At 33.4% G+C, this 20,220-nt stretch carries 16 protein-coding genes and 5 pseudogenes; 9 read left to right on the top strand and 12 right to left on the bottom strand.

Going from position 1 to position 20,220, the window contains the following annotated elements:
* Nucleotides 1–69: 69 nt before the first annotated feature.
* From NSS97_RS29390 to NSS97_RS29410, 5 genes and pseudogenes are all read left to right on the top strand, one after another.
* Nucleotides 70–777: an IS6 family transposase gene (locus NSS97_RS29390; RefSeq protein WP_341115127.1), complete on the top strand. Its 708-nt coding sequence runs from the start codon at nt 70–72 to the stop codon at nt 775–777.
* 271 nt (nt 778–1,048) lie between these two features.
* The gene (locus tag NSS97_RS29395) at nt 1,049–1,204 is read left to right on the top strand and encodes a hypothetical protein (protein WP_175491571.1); all 156 of its coding nucleotides are present in this window, start codon (nt 1,049–1,051) and stop codon (nt 1,202–1,204) included.
* 406 nt (nt 1,205–1,610) lie between these two features.
* A pseudogene (locus NSS97_RS29400) lies at nt 1,611–2,168 on the top strand (recombinase family protein); the annotation flags it as partial.
* An 84-nt stretch (nt 2,169–2,252) separates the two neighbouring features.
* Nucleotides 2,253–2,494 (top strand): annotated as a pseudogene (locus NSS97_RS29405) (Rpn family recombination-promoting nuclease/putative transposase); the annotation flags it as partial.
* Nucleotides 2,495–3,091: 597 nt separating this feature from the next.
* Nucleotides 3,092–4,069 carry a reverse transcriptase domain-containing protein gene (locus NSS97_RS29410; protein WP_341115130.1) on the top strand — a complete coding sequence of 326 codons (978 nt, stop codon included), beginning with the start codon at nt 3,092–3,094 and terminating at the stop codon, nt 4,067–4,069.
* Between the two features lie 398 nt (nt 4,070–4,467).
* On the opposite strand, the gene NSS97_RS29415 is transcribed toward NSS97_RS29410, so the two are convergent.
* The 9 genes from NSS97_RS29415 to NSS97_RS29455 form a co-directional block, all read right to left on the bottom strand.
* Nucleotides 4,468–4,800: a DUF1904 family protein gene (locus tag NSS97_RS29415; protein ID WP_341115132.1), complete on the bottom strand. Its 333-nt coding sequence runs from the start codon at nt 4,798–4,800 to the stop codon at nt 4,468–4,470.
* Between the two features lie 294 nt (nt 4,801–5,094).
* The gene (locus NSS97_RS29420) at nt 5,095–6,378 is read right to left on the bottom strand and encodes a hypothetical protein (RefSeq protein WP_175491570.1); all 1,284 of its coding nucleotides are present in this window, start codon (nt 6,376–6,378) and stop codon (nt 5,095–5,097) included.
* 412 nt (nt 6,379–6,790) lie between these two features.
* Complete coding sequence (locus NSS97_RS29425; RefSeq protein WP_341115134.1) at nt 6,791–7,642, bottom strand: phospholipase C; 852 nt, start codon at nt 7,640–7,642, stop codon at nt 6,791–6,793.
* A 111-nt stretch (nt 7,643–7,753) separates the two neighbouring features.
* Nucleotides 7,754–8,521 (bottom strand): hypothetical protein, encoded by a 768-nt coding sequence (locus NSS97_RS29430; RefSeq protein ID WP_090835552.1) that lies wholly within the window; start codon nt 8,519–8,521, stop codon nt 7,754–7,756.
* 661 nt (nt 8,522–9,182) lie between these two features.
* Nucleotides 9,183–10,241, bottom strand: coding sequence for a sensor histidine kinase (locus tag NSS97_RS29435; RefSeq protein WP_090835550.1), 1,059 nt, complete (start codon nt 10,239–10,241; stop codon nt 9,183–9,185).
* Complete coding sequence (locus NSS97_RS29440; RefSeq protein ID WP_090835548.1) at nt 10,238–10,951, bottom strand: response regulator transcription factor; 714 nt, start codon at nt 10,949–10,951, stop codon at nt 10,238–10,240. Before NSS97_RS29440 ends, NSS97_RS29435 begins: the two co-directional genes overlap by 4 nt.
* A gap of 208 nt (nt 10,952–11,159) precedes the next feature.
* Nucleotides 11,160–11,372: a hypothetical protein gene (locus NSS97_RS29445; protein ID WP_090835546.1), complete on the bottom strand. Its 213-nt coding sequence runs from the start codon at nt 11,370–11,372 to the stop codon at nt 11,160–11,162.
* A gap of 56 nt (nt 11,373–11,428) precedes the next feature.
* Nucleotides 11,429–11,632 (bottom strand): helix-turn-helix transcriptional regulator, encoded by a 204-nt coding sequence (locus NSS97_RS29450; RefSeq protein WP_090835545.1) that lies wholly within the window; start codon nt 11,630–11,632, stop codon nt 11,429–11,431.
* A 13-nt stretch (nt 11,633–11,645) separates the two neighbouring features.
* Nucleotides 11,646–12,062, bottom strand: a complete 417-nt coding sequence (locus NSS97_RS29455) for a DUF2178 domain-containing protein (protein WP_090835544.1) — start codon at nt 12,060–12,062, stop codon at nt 11,646–11,648.
* 1,599 nt (nt 12,063–13,661) lie between these two features.
* On the opposite strand from NSS97_RS29455, the pseudogene NSS97_RS29460 reads away from it, so the two are divergent.
* From NSS97_RS29460 to NSS97_RS29475, 4 genes and pseudogenes are all read left to right on the top strand, one after another.
* Nucleotides 13,662–13,883: pseudogene (locus NSS97_RS29460) on the top strand (tyrosine-type recombinase/integrase); the annotation flags it as partial.
* Nucleotides 13,884–13,972: 89 nt separating this feature from the next.
* Nucleotides 13,973–14,680 (top strand): IS6 family transposase, encoded by a 708-nt coding sequence (locus NSS97_RS29465; protein ID WP_341115144.1) that lies wholly within the window; start codon nt 13,973–13,975, stop codon nt 14,678–14,680.
* A gap of 63 nt (nt 14,681–14,743) precedes the next feature.
* Nucleotides 14,744–15,103 (top strand): annotated as a pseudogene (locus NSS97_RS29470) (tyrosine-type recombinase/integrase); the annotation flags it as partial.
* A gap of 180 nt (nt 15,104–15,283) precedes the next feature.
* A pseudogene (locus NSS97_RS29475) lies at nt 15,284–15,409 on the top strand (IS6 family transposase); the annotation flags it as partial.
* An 88-nt stretch (nt 15,410–15,497) separates the two neighbouring features.
* Here NSS97_RS29475 and NSS97_RS29480 read toward each other — a convergent pair.
* From NSS97_RS29480 to NSS97_RS29490, 3 genes are all read right to left on the bottom strand, one after another.
* On the bottom strand, nt 15,498–17,774 hold the full coding sequence (locus NSS97_RS29480; protein WP_341115146.1) for an N-acetylmuramoyl-L-alanine amidase family protein: 2,277 nt from the start codon (nt 17,772–17,774) through the stop codon (nt 15,498–15,500).
* A gap of 701 nt (nt 17,775–18,475) precedes the next feature.
* Nucleotides 18,476–19,183: an IS6 family transposase gene (locus NSS97_RS29485; RefSeq protein ID WP_341115144.1), complete on the bottom strand. Its 708-nt coding sequence runs from the start codon at nt 19,181–19,183 to the stop codon at nt 18,476–18,478.
* A 53-nt stretch (nt 19,184–19,236) separates the two neighbouring features.
* Nucleotides 19,237–19,650 carry a hypothetical protein gene (locus tag NSS97_RS29490; protein WP_341115148.1) on the bottom strand — a complete coding sequence of 138 codons (414 nt, stop codon included), beginning with the start codon at nt 19,648–19,650 and terminating at the stop codon, nt 19,237–19,239.
* Between the last annotated feature and the right edge of the window lie 570 nt (nt 19,651–20,220).

A 20,220-nucleotide genomic window follows, 5' to 3' on the forward strand; every position in this document is an offset into this window, starting at 1 on the left:
AGTATATGAAAAAGGTCTATCAAACTTGGACATACTGATACTAGTACTTTAAAAAAGGATGTGATTGGTATGGAAAAGCAAAATCTATTCAAGTGGAAACATTATCAGCCTGAACTGATCTTATTAACAGTAAGATGGTACCTGCGGTACAATTTGAGCTTTCGTAACCTGGTGGAAATGATGGAAGAACGAGGAGTATCAATCGCTCACACAACCATTATGCGTTGGGTTCATCAATATGGGCCCCAATTAGAAGAGAAAGTACGATATCATCTTAAATCAACAAATGACTCATGGAGAGTTGATGAAACCTATATCAAAGTAAAGGGTCAATGGATGTATTTATATCGTGCTGTAGATTCCGAAGGGAACACCATTGATTTTTATCTAAGTAAATCAAGAGATAAACAAGCAGCCAAGCGCTTTTTCAAGAAAGCTTTGGCTTTTTCGTACGTGTCTAACCCCCGTGTGATAACAGTAGATAAGAACCCTGCCTACCCTGTAGCGATTCAAGAGTTAAAAGAAGAGAAACATATGCCTGAAGGCATACAACTAAGGCAAGTTAGATATCTCAATAATATAGTGGAACAAGATCATCGTTTTATTAAGAAACGCGTGCGTTCTATGTTGGGATTCAAGTCATTTAAAACGGCAACTTCTATATTGAGAGGTGTTGAAGCCATACATATGATGAAAAAAGGACAAACCTTTCAAGGGGGGAAGTCTGTCCAAAATCAGGTGAACCTCATTCATCAACTATTCGGTATTCCAGTATAAAAGCGGATTCCGTTAGGAATCCCTTCACTTCTTTATATCTTCAAAAAATGTTTGCACCAGAACCCCTTTAGGTACATGTTTGCTTCTTTCTTAAAGTTGTTCTTTAGGTTTATAGACTTTCTTATAATTAAGCGACTTCTACAAACCTTTTTAACTAGTACCATAAAATATACACTAAAACTCTAAAAACATATTATTGATAGCAGGAGTAAATTCAAATGAACCCGAAACAATACAAGAATATGAAGTCCAAAAGGAGAGAATAATCCATATGCCAAAAATTAATTATGAAAATAAAATAAACAAAGCTGGGAGTCCTGTTTTTACTAATCCGCAAAACAAGATTAGTTTGAAAGAACAATTGAAGAGGATGTCTTACGAAAATATTTTTAAAATTTCAGATCCAAAGGAAGATAAAGAAAAATAAATAAGAGCTTTGTGAATCTTTTTATCTATATTTTTGGTAATACGTCATCAACACTATAAAAAAGGAGGATCCTTTAATGGGTTCCTTTTTTGGGTTTATAACATATAACGGTTCTGGATTCTTTAACACTAATTAATTGTAATTTTATATTGTTTTCTAATTAAGTTTAAATGAGTATTTATAGAAAATAGATAATAAGCATAGAAAAACGCCCAGTTTCTGTTAAAGTATCCTTATCATAAAGAATTTTTGAATTTATCAAAAACGATGGTTTTTGATAAATGTAAAATGAACAAAATTTAATCTTTATAAATCGCTTAACTGTGTTATCAAAACTATTGTCAAAATCAAATTAACTTTAACTACCCTTTATGATAAAATTATCTTGTAAAGGTTAGGTGATTTCATGAATTCATACATTTATGGCTACGCAAGGGTAAGTACTCAACAACAAGATTTGATTCGTCAACTAGACATGCTTCAAAATTATAACTGTACTGAAATTTTAACTGAAAAAGTAACAGGTACGAAAAGTGATCGTCCAGAGCTTGCTCGATTAAAAGATAAAATTAGACCAGGTGATACATTAGTTGTTGAAAGCTTTTCTAGATTAGGAAGAAGTACCAAAGATTTAATTGAACTTGTTGATTTTTTTGAGAATAAGGGAGTTAAGCTAATTAGTATCAAAGAGCAATTTGATACTAATACACCTCAAGGAAAATTGATGTTAACAGTATTTCAAGCATTCAGCCAGTTTGAAAGAGACTTAATTTCTCAACGTACTCAAGAGGGACTTGAAAGTGCAAGAGCAAGGGGGAGAGTCGGTGGACGTCCTCGTGTTAAGGATAGCTTCATTCAAAGGGCATTAAAGTTATATGATTCTAAAGAATATAGCATACAAGAAATTGTAAACATGACAGGTATTAGTCAGGCTACGCTTTACCGATACATACGAAAAAATAAATAAACTGAAAAAGATGAATTTGCTTATATAAAGAATTACATTATAAAATAGTAAGAAGAATAGAAAGACAGGGAGAGGAAACCCATGTCCACAAAATTAGTAAATTTACGTATTGATTTCGCTTTTAAACAGTTATTCGGAACGAAGAGATTTTAACTGGATTTCTAAACGCTATCCTAGAAGAATCTTTAGATGTACCTATTGTATCTCTACAACTAGAAGATCCACATCTTCATAAATCTTATGAAGATGATAAGTTATCCATATTAGACTTATTAGCAACATTAGACAATGGCACGCAAGTGAATATAGAGATACAGGCGCGACAAGAAGTCGCTTCATAATAGTGCGTATCCATAGGGATACGCTATTCTAGTTGTCAAGAATATTTCCACCCGAAACAGCGTTGCTAGTAATGGCAGGGTTGGTTGCATGAGGGGATGCATAAGGAAGCGATGAACGTACATTCAATCCGTGCTAGGGAAAGATGAGAAAGGTAAACGACAGTGAATTTTCTTAAGCTTCGTTACTATGAACCTAATGAAAGACGTTGATACATTGGGATTGCGGATGAGAAAAGTGGACTTTGTATGCCGCTGAGGGACAACCTACATATCCGCCGGAGTAGTAGAAGATACCTTCCCTCATCGTATCTATTAGAAGTGGAACTTGGTAAGCCCTATATAATCTGTACGTTGTATAGTAAGGATGTCGTAAGGCAGAATGACGTTATAGAGGGTATGGGATGTTGGAAAAAGCGAAAGTCGCAAAGTCGAAAGATAACAGGAACTCATAACTGTGCGAATAGCATTCAAGGAAAAAAAAAACTTAATGATGCAACCCGAAAGGGTGCAGACTTCCAACAGGTCTTCAACACGAAAAAAAGCGGAAAGAAACTTTTGCGGAAAGGAAGGAATCTAGTTATGGATACAGCTCACAAGGCGTCGGCTATTCCTTCACTTACAGATTGGTTTACAATCCAGTGGAAAGAAATCGAAAGGTATGTAAGGAAGTTACGACAACGAATTTTTCGTGCCAAACACCAAAATCAAAGTAGAAGAGTGAGAAAATTACAACGCCTTATACTTCGAAGCAAAGCGAATCTATTGTTATCAATTAAAAGAGTTACACAAATAAACCGTGGGAAGCGCACAGCGGGTATCGATGGAGAACGTATATTGACACCTAGGTCTAGGATGGCATTGTTTCAGAAAATGAGCCACCAAAATATTTCATCACATCGTCCAAGAGCAGTAAAGCGCATACACATTCCAAAGAAAAATGGGAAATTACGCCCGTTGGGCATTCCAACAGTTAAGGATAGAATTTGGCAAAATATCGCCAAAAACGCTCTGGAACCAGAGTGGGAGGCAGAATTCGAATCCATTTCGTACGGATTCCGTCCGAAGCGTAGTGCACATGATGCCATAGCGAATATCTTTAACAAACTAAACTCCAAAAGTAAAAAAGTTTGGGTATTTGAAGGAGATTTTGCCGGATGTTTCGATAATTTAAACCATGACCATATCTTAGAGAAAATTCAAAACTTCCCAGCAAAAGAGGTTGTTAGAAGATGGTTAACATCCGGGTATGTAGATAATGAAGTGTTTCATCCTACAACATCGGGTTCTCCTCAAGGAGGAGTGATTTCACCTCTCTTGGCTAATATCGCTTTACATGGTATGGAGAAAGAGCTCGGTATTAAATACAGTAAGAGTAACACAAAAAGACAAGGTACTACCTATAATATTCATGTCAAATGCACAAAGGCAATGGTTCGTTACGCAGATGATTTTATCATCACTTGTCAAACAAAAGAAGAAGCGGAAGCTTTGTATCGGCATTACAAAAGCTTTGCGGAAAATCTCGCAAAGCTTTTTATATATAATCATCTTGTTTGATATCCTTGTGAAATTTACGATACAGTCCACGTTTCTTTAGCTCTTTTCCTAACATGGTTGAATCGCAACCTAACTGTAATGATATCTTCCAGTAGGGGTCACCATACATGCTCATCAAGCTAAGAAAAGCAAATACCCCCAAAACGAGAAATTTGACATCTCCAGGTAAAAATGTACATTTTTTGTTTTGGGGGCGTTATAAAATTCTTAAGTTGATGGATATGGGGTACCGCCACATCGCTATCAAGCTAAGAAATACAAATACCCCCAAAACGAGAAAATTGACATCTTCATGTGAAAATGTACAATTTTTTTGTTTTGAGGTGTTATAAAATTCTTAAGTTGATGGGCCTGTGGCGCTACCCCTAATAAATGTTACAAAAATTTTTCAAATAGCTCTAACTTGCACAATGCTTCCCGTTAATATAATACGCTGATTCTGTGAAAATCGTAAATACAACCTCTACTTCTGGAAGTCCAAAATCCATTATATATGTAGTAATGGCCTTGGCAAATCGATCACGAATTTCCTGTCCACGCTCGAACCATTTCACTTCAATAAGAGGAAACACTTCTATTTCTTCTCCATTGAATACAAACGTAGAACTTGGTAGTTCCAACGTAAAATTATCCGTACCACACTCGCAAATTCCTGCGAGTTCTTCTACTAATGGCTTGCTTATGCGTTTTAATTGTTCAGTAGTAATTCCACGAAATACAACATGCGGCATGTGAATCCCTCCGTTAGATAGCTTTATATTTGCTCACATCATAGCACAATTTATTTTGCTGCACTAGAATCTATTGGTACATTTCAATGACATTCTTAAGTTGATAGGCATGTATGGTGACCCCTAACAATATGTTTTTAAATTTATTTAGACAAAAGGAATGGAACTACAAGGGGCACTTAATTTTGATATAAAAACAAATATGAAGAGCATGTTTTGAGTAATCTTTTTTCAAAACATGCTCTCATTTTTATTGTTTTAAAGGAGCTTGGGGGAAACTCGTTTTGATTAATTTTATTTTTCTAATACATCTGAGCGAACTAATTTTAAATCATCTGTTTTAATTGCACCTGTTGAAGTAGATGACGGTTTAACTGTCGTAGCTGTATCCCAATAATGACCACCTTGCCAGAACTGTGCAAAAGGTGAATTGATTGTTTTATTTGCAACTCCAGCAACTGCAGAACCTGGTTTTAAGCTATATTCAGCTGTAACTTGGTATAATGCAGCTGTAATTGTTCGATCCGAATCGTTAGTAAGGCTAAATTTACGTGATACCGTTTGTTCTTCACTTAATGAGATGCTTGTACCAAATGTACTTTGGAACTCATAACTTGCTCCAACTTCAAAAATATCTTCAATACCAAAACCGGCGTTTACACCTACAGTGTGAGCAAATGATTGTGATTGTTCATTCGTCATCCCTGTTTTGATGTCAAACGTTACTTCATATCCTGTATTTTTAGCTGGAATGGATGCTGATCCACCAGGAACTTTCTTCAGATATTTCTTTTCAGTTAATACAGCATCTTTTAATGGGTTAAATGGTGTCTTCGCTGAATAACCAATTGTTACAGCCTTTTCAGCGCCCCAATTATTGTCACCCCAAATGACTTGGATTCCAAGCTCATCTAAACTTTTCTTTCCGAATTCCTCTAGAATGGCTCTTTTTAAGCCACCTTCACCTTCAAAAAATTCTGGCGACCAAAATGAGTCTTCAGCTTCACTTTTTTCGTAGTATTTAGATTGTAATATTTTTTGCACATCGGGATCATATGGATCTTGCGCATAACGAGTGTTAAAAAGGTTTTCTAATGTTTCCAGAACAAGTCCTTTTACAAAAGCTTCTCCATAAGTACTTCCAAAATATTCTTCGATCTGAGATTGGCTATACCCCATGAATTGTAAGTCGTAATAAAATCTAGGTGGTGGATCCATATGTTTTAGCTCTTTATTTCTCCAATTTCCAATGATTTTATTGTCATTTTTATAAAAATAATCTAAATACACATATTGAAGTGGTTTTGCTTCCTTGATGTGTGGTGGTGTAACAGATGGAAAATTCGCTTTGATAATATTATTATTGATATAATTTGCATCAAATTCTTGATTTACAATGGAATTTTCTTTGGATACCTGTCCCTCTTCAAGATTTAATGATGGATTTTCTTTTTCAACAGAAGTAACTGCGCTAGAAGCTGAAGATACTGTACTTGCTTCTGCCTTTAAAGAAAAGGCTGGACTTGCTAGAACAGCAAATGCTAATGCTGCTGGAATTAATTTTTTCTTATGATTCATAGATTTCTTCCTTTCTTTCATCACTTCTATAAAATTATAAAAAGCGAAATTATACTGTACATTGCTTATACTTTTTACTTCGCATTAAAATAGAAACACTTTCGATATATTCATCTTATTGTATAAATCTTTCAATTTACTTTCTTAAATGTTACAAAAGTCTTTCATTGATTTGAAAAACTTGGAAATTTCTAAAATACACTTATCGAACTCAAATTATAGTATTTACTCTCAGGGTGACCCTTGAACCCAATAGTCGTTTCCGTTTTACTTTATCCCGCTATTTACGGTCAGTAAGACTTCCACATCAAGTTTCAGAGAGAAATAAAGAAGATAGGTGGGGAATGCTCCCCCACCGTTGGAAGTTTCACTTTATAGCATAAATAACTTTTGTCATGTGTAAATATATTTGTTATTTGTTATTCACGTACGTATCAAACCATAAATGGATATATCCTGCTGTAATACGCTGTGCTTCCATTAAACGTTTTCCTGTTACCGGTGTTACTTCAGCACGCCATTTTTCAGCAGAGTCTTGTGATACCGCTGCTTTTAGGAACCAACTTTTCGTATTATCATTAACAATTGATGGGAAATCAGCTTTTGCTGCTGATGCTGATGCATGAACCCAATCTTCTGGATTTGTACTTTGCCAATTCCAATAGCCATTTCCATCTGTTACTCTATAATTGTCTTTCACTGTATCAACGAAGTTTTCATATTTTGAGTGGAAGCCAAATGGATGCGAAATGTTAGTAAAGTTTGCTGCATGCATTGGTTGGTTGACATCCCCTAAATAATGAAGTGATAATCCTAAATAAAAGAATGCATTTTTCATATCTTTATTTTGATAAGCTTCTCCAGCTAATTTAAAGTATTTCGCTCCTGTTTGCTTTGCTTGTTTAGCAAATGGAATGTACGTTTTTCCTGAATCAGGATCATAGAAGTGTGAAGCGAATGTGGAATTATCATAGTATGGGTTTTGATAATCCGCAGAGTAAATGCCTTTCTCTAGATCTGTACGCCATTCATTTAATAGAGCTGTCTCATTTTGCTTCACCACAGTCGTATTTTGGGACATAATATCAATAGCTTTGTTTACAATCCATAAATGAGAACTTACGCCTTCATTATGTATAGATTCTGCTGACCACTTTAGAGCAATTGGTGAATCTTGGTGGCAATTTTCATGTGCAAACGCCACACTTTGGATAGGAGCTGTTAAAGCAATTACAGAAGCTATAGCTAAAATTTTTCTTTTCATAAATATTCCTCCATTTGATGTATAATCTAAATTTTCTTCATATGCTTTTATTGCAACTTTTTAGCATAATATATTGAACAATGCGTAAGTTAGATAGACTTAATAGATGCTTTATTGTAAAGGTACTAATTCATAGCCAGCGTAGTCTTCAGGCGCAGATATTCCCCACAATTTATCTTGATTTGCAAATGGTTGCTCTGAAGTCTCTAGCTGGAAAGTTGTTATAACTCCATAACTAGATTGCTGTTTATCCGCATTATACCAATCAGTAGGTCTACCAAATTTATCTCTGAGATAATCCGTTTTACCTGTTACTAAATCTATTTCCTTCGAATTTTTTTTCTTAACCGTTAAAATGCTTCTTGATTGGTCACTAAAATAGATCCAGCTTCTATTGCCTGCATTTACATATTTTTTTGTTCCTCCTGCATCAGCATTTGGTCCCCCGATCCACATTAACATTGTAATTGGAGTATTATTTCTTATATATCCATCACTCTCTACTCCAGCCGGTACTTCAAAATTGATAGGTGTACCATAATACTCATTACCTTTTGTATCCTTATGCTTTTCAGAAGCACCGTAATAAGACGAGTTTTTATATTGGATTGCATAATGCCAACCCGCAAACTTCTCATAAGTTATTCCAAGTCTATTCTGACCTACAGGTGCTACGCGTTTTTCAAAAGGAATACCTGTCACCCACAAATATTTGTCTACTAGAATGTAATCTTTATTTGTGGTAATTGGATCACCATAAATATCAAGTATACGATCATCCTCAACTGCATAAGCAGAATTAGTAGGAAAAACAGTAACGATTAAACTAAACATTAATGCTAAGAATGTAAGTATAGGTAGTTTTTTTTTCATAAACATGTCTGCATCCCTTCTTATTTTTACTATTGGTTTTATCATCTGCGCGCATCATCTACTAGTAGACCAACCTCATCCTAGCTAATAAATCTTTCATTTTTCTTTCATAAATGTTACAAAAGTCTTTCAAAGGTCTGACTTCCTTTCTGATGAAACGAATAAACAAAAAGGAAAACCTGCATGCTCATTGGCTTCATAGATCTTTTATTCAATAATACGGATATAAATATGTAATTTTGCATATCGGGATTTTTAAATATTTCTACGAATGCTTACTATAATGAAAGCATAAAGATGTACCACATCTAAACACCAAGAAAGAGGCGGGAATATTATGGCAATCACAGTGGCAGTTTTAAAATTTGTAGATGGATTAATTCTATTCGTTCAAGAACTTTTAAAAGCATTTATGTAAGTTCATTATTCAGCAATTATTTATAAAAATTATCATACAAATGATCTGTATCTCAAAGATGAATTGATGTGCAGATCATTTGTGTGAGCAAGCTTTAACAAAAAAGAATCCCAAAAAATAAGGGATTCTTTTTCTCTATCTGCGTGATTAACATCTTAGCCGTTTATGTTAATAAAAATCCTTTAGATTGTCTGAAAGGTTTTTCATTTTAGATACAATGATTAGTGATAATTAAGTCTTTCAACTGTATTATTTCTTTTCTGACATAACAGGAAGAGTAAACCAAAATTCACATCCCTGTTTACCATCTGGACGGTTCCGAACACCAATTTCTCCTTTATGCATTTCCACTAATGATTTTGCAATGGCGAGTCCAAGTCCAGATCCTCCAGATTGTGAACTTCTTGATGGATCTGTTCTGAAAAAGCGTTCAAATATACGTAGTTGTTCATCGTAGGAAATCCCATTCCCCTCATCACGCAAAGTGAATATAATTTGCTGTTTCTGTTTATTTTCCTCTACAATTAACTCAATTGTGCCATATGTAGGAGAATGTCCAATCGCATTATGTAACAAATTATTGATAACTCGTGCTATTTTACATGGCATAATCCAAAGTTTTGGTAATGTATCTGAAACACGTAATTGCAAATCAATCTCTTTATCTTTCAATAGGATAGCATGTGAATCTATTACTTTTAATAGAATACTATCTACATGTTTTAAACTTGGATGAAATGCTTCTTGTCCAAGTTCTAACTTAGAAAGCTCAAATAAGTCATTAATTAATCCACTTAATCGTTGTATTTCGTTTAGAATTGTCGTTAGATACTGATTTTTCATATCAGCATCTTCAATTAAACCATCTTGTAACGCTTCTATCATCAATTGTATGCTAGCAAGAGGAGTTCGTAAGTCATGTGAAATATTCGCAATCAGCTCAGTACGTTCTTTTTCTCCTTTTTCTAACTTAGTAAAGCTTTCTTCTAATTTTTTTGCCATTTCTTGAAAAGCTGTGGCCAATTCTTTAAACTCTTCCGGTTCTTTCCCTATTATGTACATCGTTTCAAAATGTCTATCACTAAATTGTTTGGTTAATGCAATTAAATTCTGAATCGATTTCATAATCGGACGTGTCATTAACCAGTATATAATCGTTGAAATAATTAGTGCTACAATCACGATTACTGTAAATAACCGTGTCTGTTCTGGTCTAAGTAACATTTGTCTTTCGCTATACCAGATAGAGATTAACATGATACCCGTACTTAATAAATTCATCAATAACAATTGAATCCTTAACTTCATATTTCATTTGCTCCATCTGTCTCAAAGCAATAACCTATGCCCCAAACTGTATGAATCCAACGATTCTTTGTTGTATGTTTCTCTAATTTCTCACGTAGGCGACTTACTAAAACTGTTACTGTATTTGTGCACCCTTCATACTCAAAACCCCAAATTTTTTCAAGAAGTTGAGATCTTGAAAATACTTGTCTTGGATGTTTTGCCATAGTATGAAGTACCTCAAATTCTTTCGCTGTTAACTCAATTTCATGCCCACAAACAAATACCCGTCTTTTGGTTGAATGAATCTCTAAATCTAGGAATCTTATTATTTCTGATACTGGTTCTTGTATTTGTATTATTGCTTGATTGCCTCTTCGTAATACAATTTGTACCCTTAATACTAATTCACGAGGTGAAAACGGCTTTGTTACATAATCATCCGCGCCTATTGTTAAGCCCAAAATTCGATCTCTTTCTTCGCCCCTAGCAGTCAACATAATAATAGGAACATTAGAGTGTAGGCGAATTTCCTCACATAGTTCCCATCCATCTTTTTTCGGCATCATCAAATCTAAAACAATTAGATCTGGTTGATATTGCTGAAATAAATTCCAACCTTCTTCTCCGTCTACAGCGGTGTATACTTCATATCCTTCTCTTTCTAAGTACCGTTTGCATATTTCACGGATATTATCTTCATCTTCTATAATTGCAATTCTTGTTTTCATACTTAAAATCTCCTCTGTTCCTTTATCAATAATAAACGAAATCTTTTTCTGATTCACATATAATATTGTAAAATGTTTTTTCTAATTGTTAGTATTTTTATTTTACTAACGATTAATATAAAATTTATATTCATTTGCGTTCTTGCTTAAAAACTTTATCACAACAAAAGGAGCTAAACCATAGATCTTAGCTCCTCTTATTTAAAAATTATTTAATTATAAAGGATACAATTACTAAAATGACAAGCAGAATTCCACCTAATAATTGTCCTAGTCCAGAAGCCTCTCCAAAAATAAACAGATTGAAAATATTTTTTCTTGTTTGGGTTTTTCCTACGAATGCATCATCTTTTTTCATTCTATATGTACCCCATACTATTAAGACTAATCCCAAAAGTATTATAAATAGTTTTAACATCATAACATATATACCTCTATTCATTATTTATATTTTGCTTTATTATTTTTTAAATATTACTAGTAGTCATCTTCTTCAAATATAAAAACTTCTTCAATCGATAGATTAAAAACCACAGATATTCTATATGCCAGTAAAACAGATGGATTATACTTTTGTTTTTCTAACGAAATAATAGTTCTTGAAGAAACAAATACTTTATCAGCTAATTCTTGTTGTGTTATTTCATGTTTTAAACGCAACTCTTTTATTCTATTTTTCATAGAAATCTCCTACTCAAAGAAAACTATTATAATATTTTTCAGCTAATTTTTTCGTAATTAGACAACATATTATAATGAGAATTAGCCCAATATCAATTGAAATTGTAATCCATTTCGTAAGAAACATCATAAGAATGATCATAACCATTAGAATACTCATGGTAAGTTGAGAAGCTTTTCCTTCTATTAGATCATCTCGCTCATCATATTCCATTGATTGCTCTCTTTCTAACTGTTTACGATTAGCCTTATATTTACTTTGAGAAACTAAAGCAAAAATTAAAAAAATTATTCCTGTAAGTATCTTTAAATTACCTGAGTAAAATCCCTCACTAAAATCAGCTCTAGTATGATTAAAAAATATTTCAAAAAAACCCATTGCAATAATTAGAAACGAACATAAATAAAGCTCTTTAAATCTATTTTTCAAATAAATCACCTCGCAATATGAAGTTAACTTCACGTGAAGTCAATTTCATATTACATTGCCGATTAAATAATGTCCAGAATTAATTTCGATCATCTTCTTGGTTTTCGGTGTGGATACATATGTGAATCCCAATAACAAATACATTTATACATGGGGTACCGCCAGCATTTCGGAAAAACCCCACGCTATGAGTATGTAAGATTTTATACAATTTTTTGGCTAATCCAGTAACAAATGAGAACCCTAAAACCGCGCCAGGATAGGAATGTATAAAAAAATGCATAGATCCATAAAACAAAAAAAGGAGGTTCCCTTGTGAGAGTAGTGTTCCTCCTTGTCCTTGCTACCGATAATGAGGCGTTATGTTAACCTGACATGAATACGACATGCAGAAAAGAAATTCATATTAAGTTACTTTCTTTTTGGTATAATATGGATACCTAAGGTGATGAAATGGAGTGAAAAATATTGATGAAATTGATTGCCAAGAATGGTCATTGGGTATTGCTTATTGTAGCTTGTATTAGTTTTCTTAAAGATCTAGTACTTGTTTCACATACATCAATCAAAGTTCTCTCAGGTCTTATTTTCTTAACTGTTTTATTCGTTGTATTTGTTTTGGAGAAAAAGAAAAGGAATATAGCTAAATCATAGTTCTCCCAGTAGCACGACGTAGGGGTTTGCTGCTTTCTACATGGAATAATGAAGATAAGGGGTATCTTTATTGGTGAAGGTGCTTGAATACATAACACACAATATTGGGACCACCTGTAAAAAATGGACTTAACAACTTCTGATAACGATAATTATGTAAATGAGCTGTCCATATGGGCAGCTTATTTTATTTTTTGCTTAACGTGGTTTTTTTCCGAAATGCTGGCGGTATCGCTTCTATGATAAAACAACACTTGTTTCAAGAAAAAAATAAAATAAACAAAACCCACAGAGAACAAGAATGTTTTCTGCGGGTTTTGTTTATTTCAAAGAAGCTTTGGGGAAGCTTGGTTTGATCAATTTTATTTTTCTAACACATCTTGCATTATAAAAATAAAATATGGAGTGTTTTGCATATACATTAGCGATAAGCTTATCTTACTTTAAATATCTTTCAAAAGTCTTTCAAAAATGTTACAAAAGTCTTTCATTGGTTTTAAAGACGCTCGGCCAAGATGAATAACAGAATCAGTTCATTCTCTACCTCACGCTAACAATAATATGTGTACTTTTTCTTTACTTGGATCTCTTTATTTTAAAGGATTCTTTTTTTGTTACAAATCCACAAATAAAAAAGATAAGATCGAAGAGTATGATCTTATCTCTAGCATAAGGGAAAAACAAAGGCAAAAACCATCTTAATTTTATAATAGTATATTTTTGTTAATTTTCAATAATAAAACGATACTTAACAGTCATATCTATATTGAGAAATTTATTACAAATTTAGTTGTAAATGTTTAAAATATCGAAAGTAAACTTTTAGCCAACAGTTTACTTTCGTTTCCCCTTAAACAATGACTTTCATCTAATTTCATTGATATTATAAAAACAGACAAAAAAGTATACATTCAAATCACTGAAAGTAAAGGGATTGAAAAGTAGATAAATAAAAAGCAACATTTAATTGATGTACAACCAATTCGGAGCATAGAACAGCTCGAAGATATGAAATGGTCTCTTAAACGTCATTGTTCAGATCGTGATTACATTTTATTCCTACTTGGGATTAATACTGGATTACGTGTAAGTGACTTACTTAAAATGGAAACGAATGAGATTTTAAAATTAAAGCGAAAAAAGCGGAAAGAATTTAAAGTTAAAGAGGTTCTGGTGCAAACACTCCAAAACGCTTGTAAGTAACCTCCTAAACTTGGACATACTGATACTAGTACTCTAAAAAGGATGTGATTGGTATGGAAAAGCAAAATCTATTCAAGTGGAAACATTATCAACCGGATATTATTTTATTAACAGTGAGATGGTACCTACGGTACAACCTCAGTTTTCGTGATTTAGTCGAAATGATGGAAGAACGCGGGCTATCCCTTGCTCATACAACTATCATGCGATGGGTTCATCAATATGGTCCCGAATTAGATAAGCGCGTACGACGTCATCTTAAGTCAACCAATGATTCTTGGCGAGTCGATGAGACGTATGTGAAAGTCAAAGGTCAATGGATGTACCTATATCGTGCTGTTGATTCAAAAGGAAATACAATTGATTTTCATTTAAGCAAAACAAGAGATCATAGGGCTGCAAAGCGTTTTTTCAAGAAAGCTTTGCAGTCTTTTCATGTTTCAAAGCCCCGTGTGATTACAGTAGATAAAAACCCGGCCTATCCTATAGCGATTGAAGAGTTGAAGAAAGAGAAAAAGATGCCTGTAGGCATCCAAATAAGGCAGGTAAAATACCTTAATAACATTGTAGAGCAAGATCATCGTTTTATTAAAAAGAGAGTTCGTTCAATGTTAGGATTGAAATCTTTTCGTACAGCTAAATCTATTCTTTCAGGAATAGAAGCGATGCATATCATTAAAAAAGGCCAACTTATTTTACGGGACAAGTCTGTCCAAAATGAAATGAAGTTTATTCATCAACTATTCGGAATGGCTGCATAAGAATAGATTCCATTAGAAATCTATATACCTCTTTCAAATAAATGCAATCTTTGCACCAGAACCGTTAAAGAAGGAAAAACAAAAAAGGAGCGTATCATAAATATTACATCGATTTTTGAGGAAGTATTTCCATACGCTGAAAGTCTAAAAAGTACCTGGTTATTTCCTTCTCGAAAAGGTGATAAACCCATTAGTAAAATTCAAGCCTATCGACAGTTACAAAAAGCCGGAGATTTTGCCGGAGTAGAATCATTAGGTACTCATACTATGCGTAAAACATTTGGATATTGGTTTTACAAGCAAACAAAAGATATTGCTATGTTACAAGAAATATTGAATCATAGTACACCACAAATTACACTAAGATACATCGGGATTAATAAAGAAGAAAAAGATAATGTACTTGATACATTCCGCATCTAATTTGAATTAGGGGTACGGAAACGATTCTGGGTATGAGGGGCCACTCTGGGATTTAATTACAAATCAAAAAAGAACTTTATTCAAGTTCTTTTAATCTACGATACAGGGCGGCCTGACTCACACCTGTAATTTGGCATATTTCTTTCACTGTTTTAGTGGTGTGCTCCCGTAATTCAATCGCATGCTTCACGTACCTTGAAAGGAATCGAAACCATTCATGCTATATATAAATGAAACCGCAGTTTACAGTCAAACTGCGGTTTTTCAACGTACAAGGAATTACACAAATTATTAGTCACTGCCTAAATAGTTTTCCTTATTTATCAATATCTGTTTCTACTTTTTTAAACTTTGCAACGGAACCTTTTAGCTCCTTTTACTTGCAAATTATTTATTATTTTCTCCAATATTTAACAACATGCCCCTCGTTGTTAATGTAAACATAGTATTCAGCTTCTGTTTTCTCGTCCCATACATACTCATCTTTGTTTAGCAAAGCCGCCCCCCAAGAGCCCGCAAAATACAATTTTCCATCATACTTAAAAAAGGTATTACTCTGCATTTGTCCGAGGGTTTCAGTATTTTCCGAGAAGTAAAACGTAAAACCATTTATTTTTTGTCCACCTGTTTGCATGACGCCTTTATCATTGTAATAATATTTTTTTCCATCTTTTTCTATAAAATCTGTCGGTAGAACTTCTCCCTCATTATTAAAGTAATATTTTTTTTCGTCAATAGTTATATTATAGTCAAAATTATAGTTCTTTCCAGAATTGAAATAATATTTTTTACCATCAATTTCCTTCCAACCACTATAGAAAGGCCCTTCTTCTAAGCTGTAATATACAAGTACAGGTTTTTTCCTTGTAGTATCAAATAAGTCATCAAAAAAGATTTTAGAGACCCCACTTTTTCTAATAGAACCATCTTTTTCAAACACTAGCTTTTTCTCATCAAGACTAATATAAGTTCCAGTATTACTTAGCGCTCCTCCATCCAGACTAGAAGCCTTCTCAAGTGCGCCTTTATCACCAGAAAAGTGAAGCACGATATTTTGATCTTCTAAACGCACCTCCTTTTTCGTTGATCCCGCCCGACTTTGGAAGTAATAAATCTTACCATCGATTTCTCGTAGACCTTCTTCAACAAACGCTCCGGAAGCATCAGAATATGCGGAATATCCTTCGCTGTGACTTGTCCATGCTGATCGCTGTAAAGCACCGTTATCATCAAAATTGTAGAACTTATTGTTAATAGGTGTGTCCCATGAATTTTCCTTTAACATGCTAGAATCATCTTTAAAATAATACGTCTTACCTTCGATATCCTGCCAACCCTTCAACAAGACTCCATCGGAACCTGCATAATAATGAACGCCAGCAACGGTTACCCAATTGTTCTTTATCACGTTTCCAGAAGAATCTTTTGCAAGCAATTTATGACGATCATATTCATCAGATACTATCTGTATTCCGTCATACTTCGGTTTCTCATTTTCTTTACCAGGATACCACTCTCTTAGCCAATTATGAATTTCATTGTTGGTTTTTGCAGTGAAACGAATTTCAGATTTGAAGCTCGAATCCGTACCAAATTGGTAAGTATACAAATTACCAGCCAAACTTACTCCATTTTTGTTATTCAAACGGAATTGAAATTCTCCCTGATGAGAATTTCCAATCTGAACAAGTTCAAACAATTCATCATCACCAATTGAATCAGAGTATTGAAGATTCTTACCTTCTTTTCCTGAAAGGTATTGTGAACCTTTTCTTACAAACACTTTATTCGACCCTTTTTTATAAGGAATAATTTTATAATTCTCACCACCATTTAATGTAATAAATGGTAATGAAATAGGTGTATCTAGACCCAATTTCGTCTCTGCAAATACATTTACTACACGGTTATTAAAATCTGCAAGAGCTTCAGAATCACTTGTGAGATAATTCCGAAGAACATCTTTACTTACCGGCTCTGAAGTAGCTGTTCCTAATTTTCGTTTACCTTCTGGTAGTTGGTTAAAAAGATCCTTAAAATTCTGACCAATAGCAAGCACACCACCTGTAGTATAAGCACCTGGGAATGCTTGTCTTACAAATTTATCTGCTAAATTCGTATAATGACCTTCATTGCTACTTTCTAGATAAAAGGTTTGCCAGTTTGTAAGAGCAACACCTGTTTTTCCTTCATCTAATTGTTTTTGTGTAATATACAAAAGAATATGTTTAGATAATTCTGGTTCATCAGGAGTTAAGTCTACTATTGTACCAGCTTGCTTAATACGCATTTGTTCCCCATGCTTGATTGTTTTATATTCAACCTTTCCATCAGCGTAAGCAATTTTAACCTTCTTGCTAAATTTTTTATCTTTATAATAATCAAACGCACTAATACCAAACTCTCCTTTTTGGAAAGTAGGTGCTATGTAAGCACTGTTTTCAACCCCACGATTATAAGTGAATTTTGCATCGGTTTCTTCTAAAAACTTAACAAACGGCTCTTTTAAAAACGCATCATAAATATTCCCAAATGTTGTAACAATCGTTCCGAACGTATCAACATCTGCCTTCACTTTATATTCTGTTACGGGGCTGGCGCTGAATAAAATCCCCATTGCAATCCCTACAGGAAGGACTTTTCGCATACTTTTTTTTGCTTTTCCATTCATAATTGTGCTCCTCACTTTGTGCTACCCTATTTTTTCTATTTATTAAACTGCATTTAACGTTCCGAAGTTTATCTTAGTTTAAATACCTTTCAAAAGTCTTTCATAAATGTTACAAAAGTCTTTCATTAATATCGTATAAAATTCTGATTTTTTACGATATTCTATATTTTTTCAGCTTGGCCCCATGCTCATTAAGCGAAGATTTTTAAGTATCCCAAAACAAAATATTTATCTGTAAAATGAATGAAGTAGTAAACAAGAAAGGCTGGCAAAATGCCAACCTTTCTTGTTTTTTTTGTCTCAATTTTTATTTTAATAAATCAATAATAACTAAAAGGAATCGTTTGTCTCATTCTTGTTATACAAAGGCCTTTTCTTTTCTTAAGATATGTCATAATTACACCAATAAATAATAATAAAGGTGTAGTAACGAAAATTCCAAGTAAACCGAAACTATCTTCAACAAACCAAGGTAAGAACAGCCTCCTTGAGGAAGATATAAATAGGTCCAGTACTAGAGAAAATAACTGTACGAGTAATAATCTCACACTTATGTTTTTGAGATTCATGGTGTTAAGATCTTCGCAAAAGTGTATTTTTGGTTCTGGTGCAAAGATAAAATAAAAGAGACTATAGCTGGTTCTGGTGCAAAGATTGCATTTATTTGAAAGAGGTATATAGATTTCTAATGGAATCTATTCTTATGCAGCCATTCCGAATAGTTGATGAATAAACTTCATTTCATTTTGGACAGACTTGTCCCGTAAAATAAGTTGGCCTTTTTTAATGATATGCATCGCTTCTATTCCTGAAAGAATAGATTTAGCTGTACGAAAAGATTTCAATCCTAACATTGAACGAACTCTCTTTTTAATAAAACGATGATCTTGCTCTACAATGTTATTAAGGTATTTTACCTGCCTTATTTGGATGCCTACAGGCATCTTTTTCTCTTTCTTCAACTCTTCAATCGCTATAGGATAGGCCGGGTTTTTATCTACTGTAATCACACGGGGCTTTGAAACATGAAAAGACTGCAAAGCTTTCTTGAAAAAACGCTTTGCAGCCCTATGATCTCTTGTTTTGCTTAAATGAAAATCAATTGTATTTCCTTTTGAATCAACAGCACGATATAGGTACATCCATTGACCTTTGACTTTCACATACGTCTCATCGACTCGCCAAGAATCATTGGTTGACTTAAGATGACGTCGTACGCGCTTATCTAATTCGGGACCATATTGATGAACCCATCGCATGATAGTTGTATGAGCAAGGGATAGCCCGCGTTCTTCCATCATTTCGACTAAATCACGAAAACTGAGGTTGTACCGTAGGTACCATCTCACTGTTAATAAAATAATATCCGGTTGATAATGTTTCCACTTGAATAGATTTTGCTTTTCCATACCAATCACATCCTTTTTAGAGTACTAGTATCAGTATGTCCAAGTTTAGGAGGTTACTTACAAGCGTTTTGGAGTGTTTGCACCAGAACCTGATTTTCTATTCTTTTATCAAAGTAACCGTTGATATTTAAAATATAAGATTTTTGATTTGAACGATATAAAAGATAGATACCAAGTATGAGCAAAATACTCCCTGTAGCTAATTGAGGAATGTTTAGGTCACTTACTTTATCTATATTTTTTAAAACTTCTTCTTTAGATGCATTTACAGATACTGCTGTATAATAAGAAAGCACTTTATCAATTAATTTCCCACCAAATGAAGCAATTATAAGATTAATTCCTACTGTTATAATCAGGTAAGAAATACTTTGATCCTTTTTTTGATCAAAAAAGGCTCTAATAGATTTCCATGCTCCAAATATAAAAATAATCCCTAACATCCCATAAACTATATATAAAACCAATAATACCCTCTCCTTTATTTTACTTATTTTAATATTATATCTCATTTTTTCAATATACTAGAATAAAAGTATAACTTAAAAAAATTAATCTTGAATGGAATGATTATTAGATTGAACCGTCATATCTTTTGTTTGTTTATAAAATAAGTAACCGAGTGGTTGCCGCATCGTATGTATGTCGATGGACTTGAATTTCACTAATGGAACTCTAAAGCACTTTGTTTATTGTATTTTGAATGTATACTTTTCTTCATGATTTTGAGTATATTAATGGAATGGGAATAAAGTCAATGTTGTGAGGGATTTGAAAATATTCACAACTAAATTTGTATTAAAATTCTCAATATAGATATACTTGTAAATTATGGTTTTAATATTCAAAATTAACAAAAATTAAAGTATAATAAAAATGTGATGGTTATCACTTATGTTTACTCCTTGTGCTGAAGATAAGATCGTATTCTCCGATCTTATCTTTTTTTGTTTGTAGAAATTTAATGCAAAAAAATAGAATCCTTATTATAAGGATTCTGGGTTCTGGTGCAAAAACTTTGAAGTATATGAAAAATG

Source organism: Bacillus sp. FSL R12-0074, from assembly GCF_038005725.1.
In the GTDB taxonomy this organism is placed as follows: Bacteria; Bacillota; Bacilli; order Bacillales; family Bacillaceae_G; genus Bacillus_A; species Bacillus_A mycoides.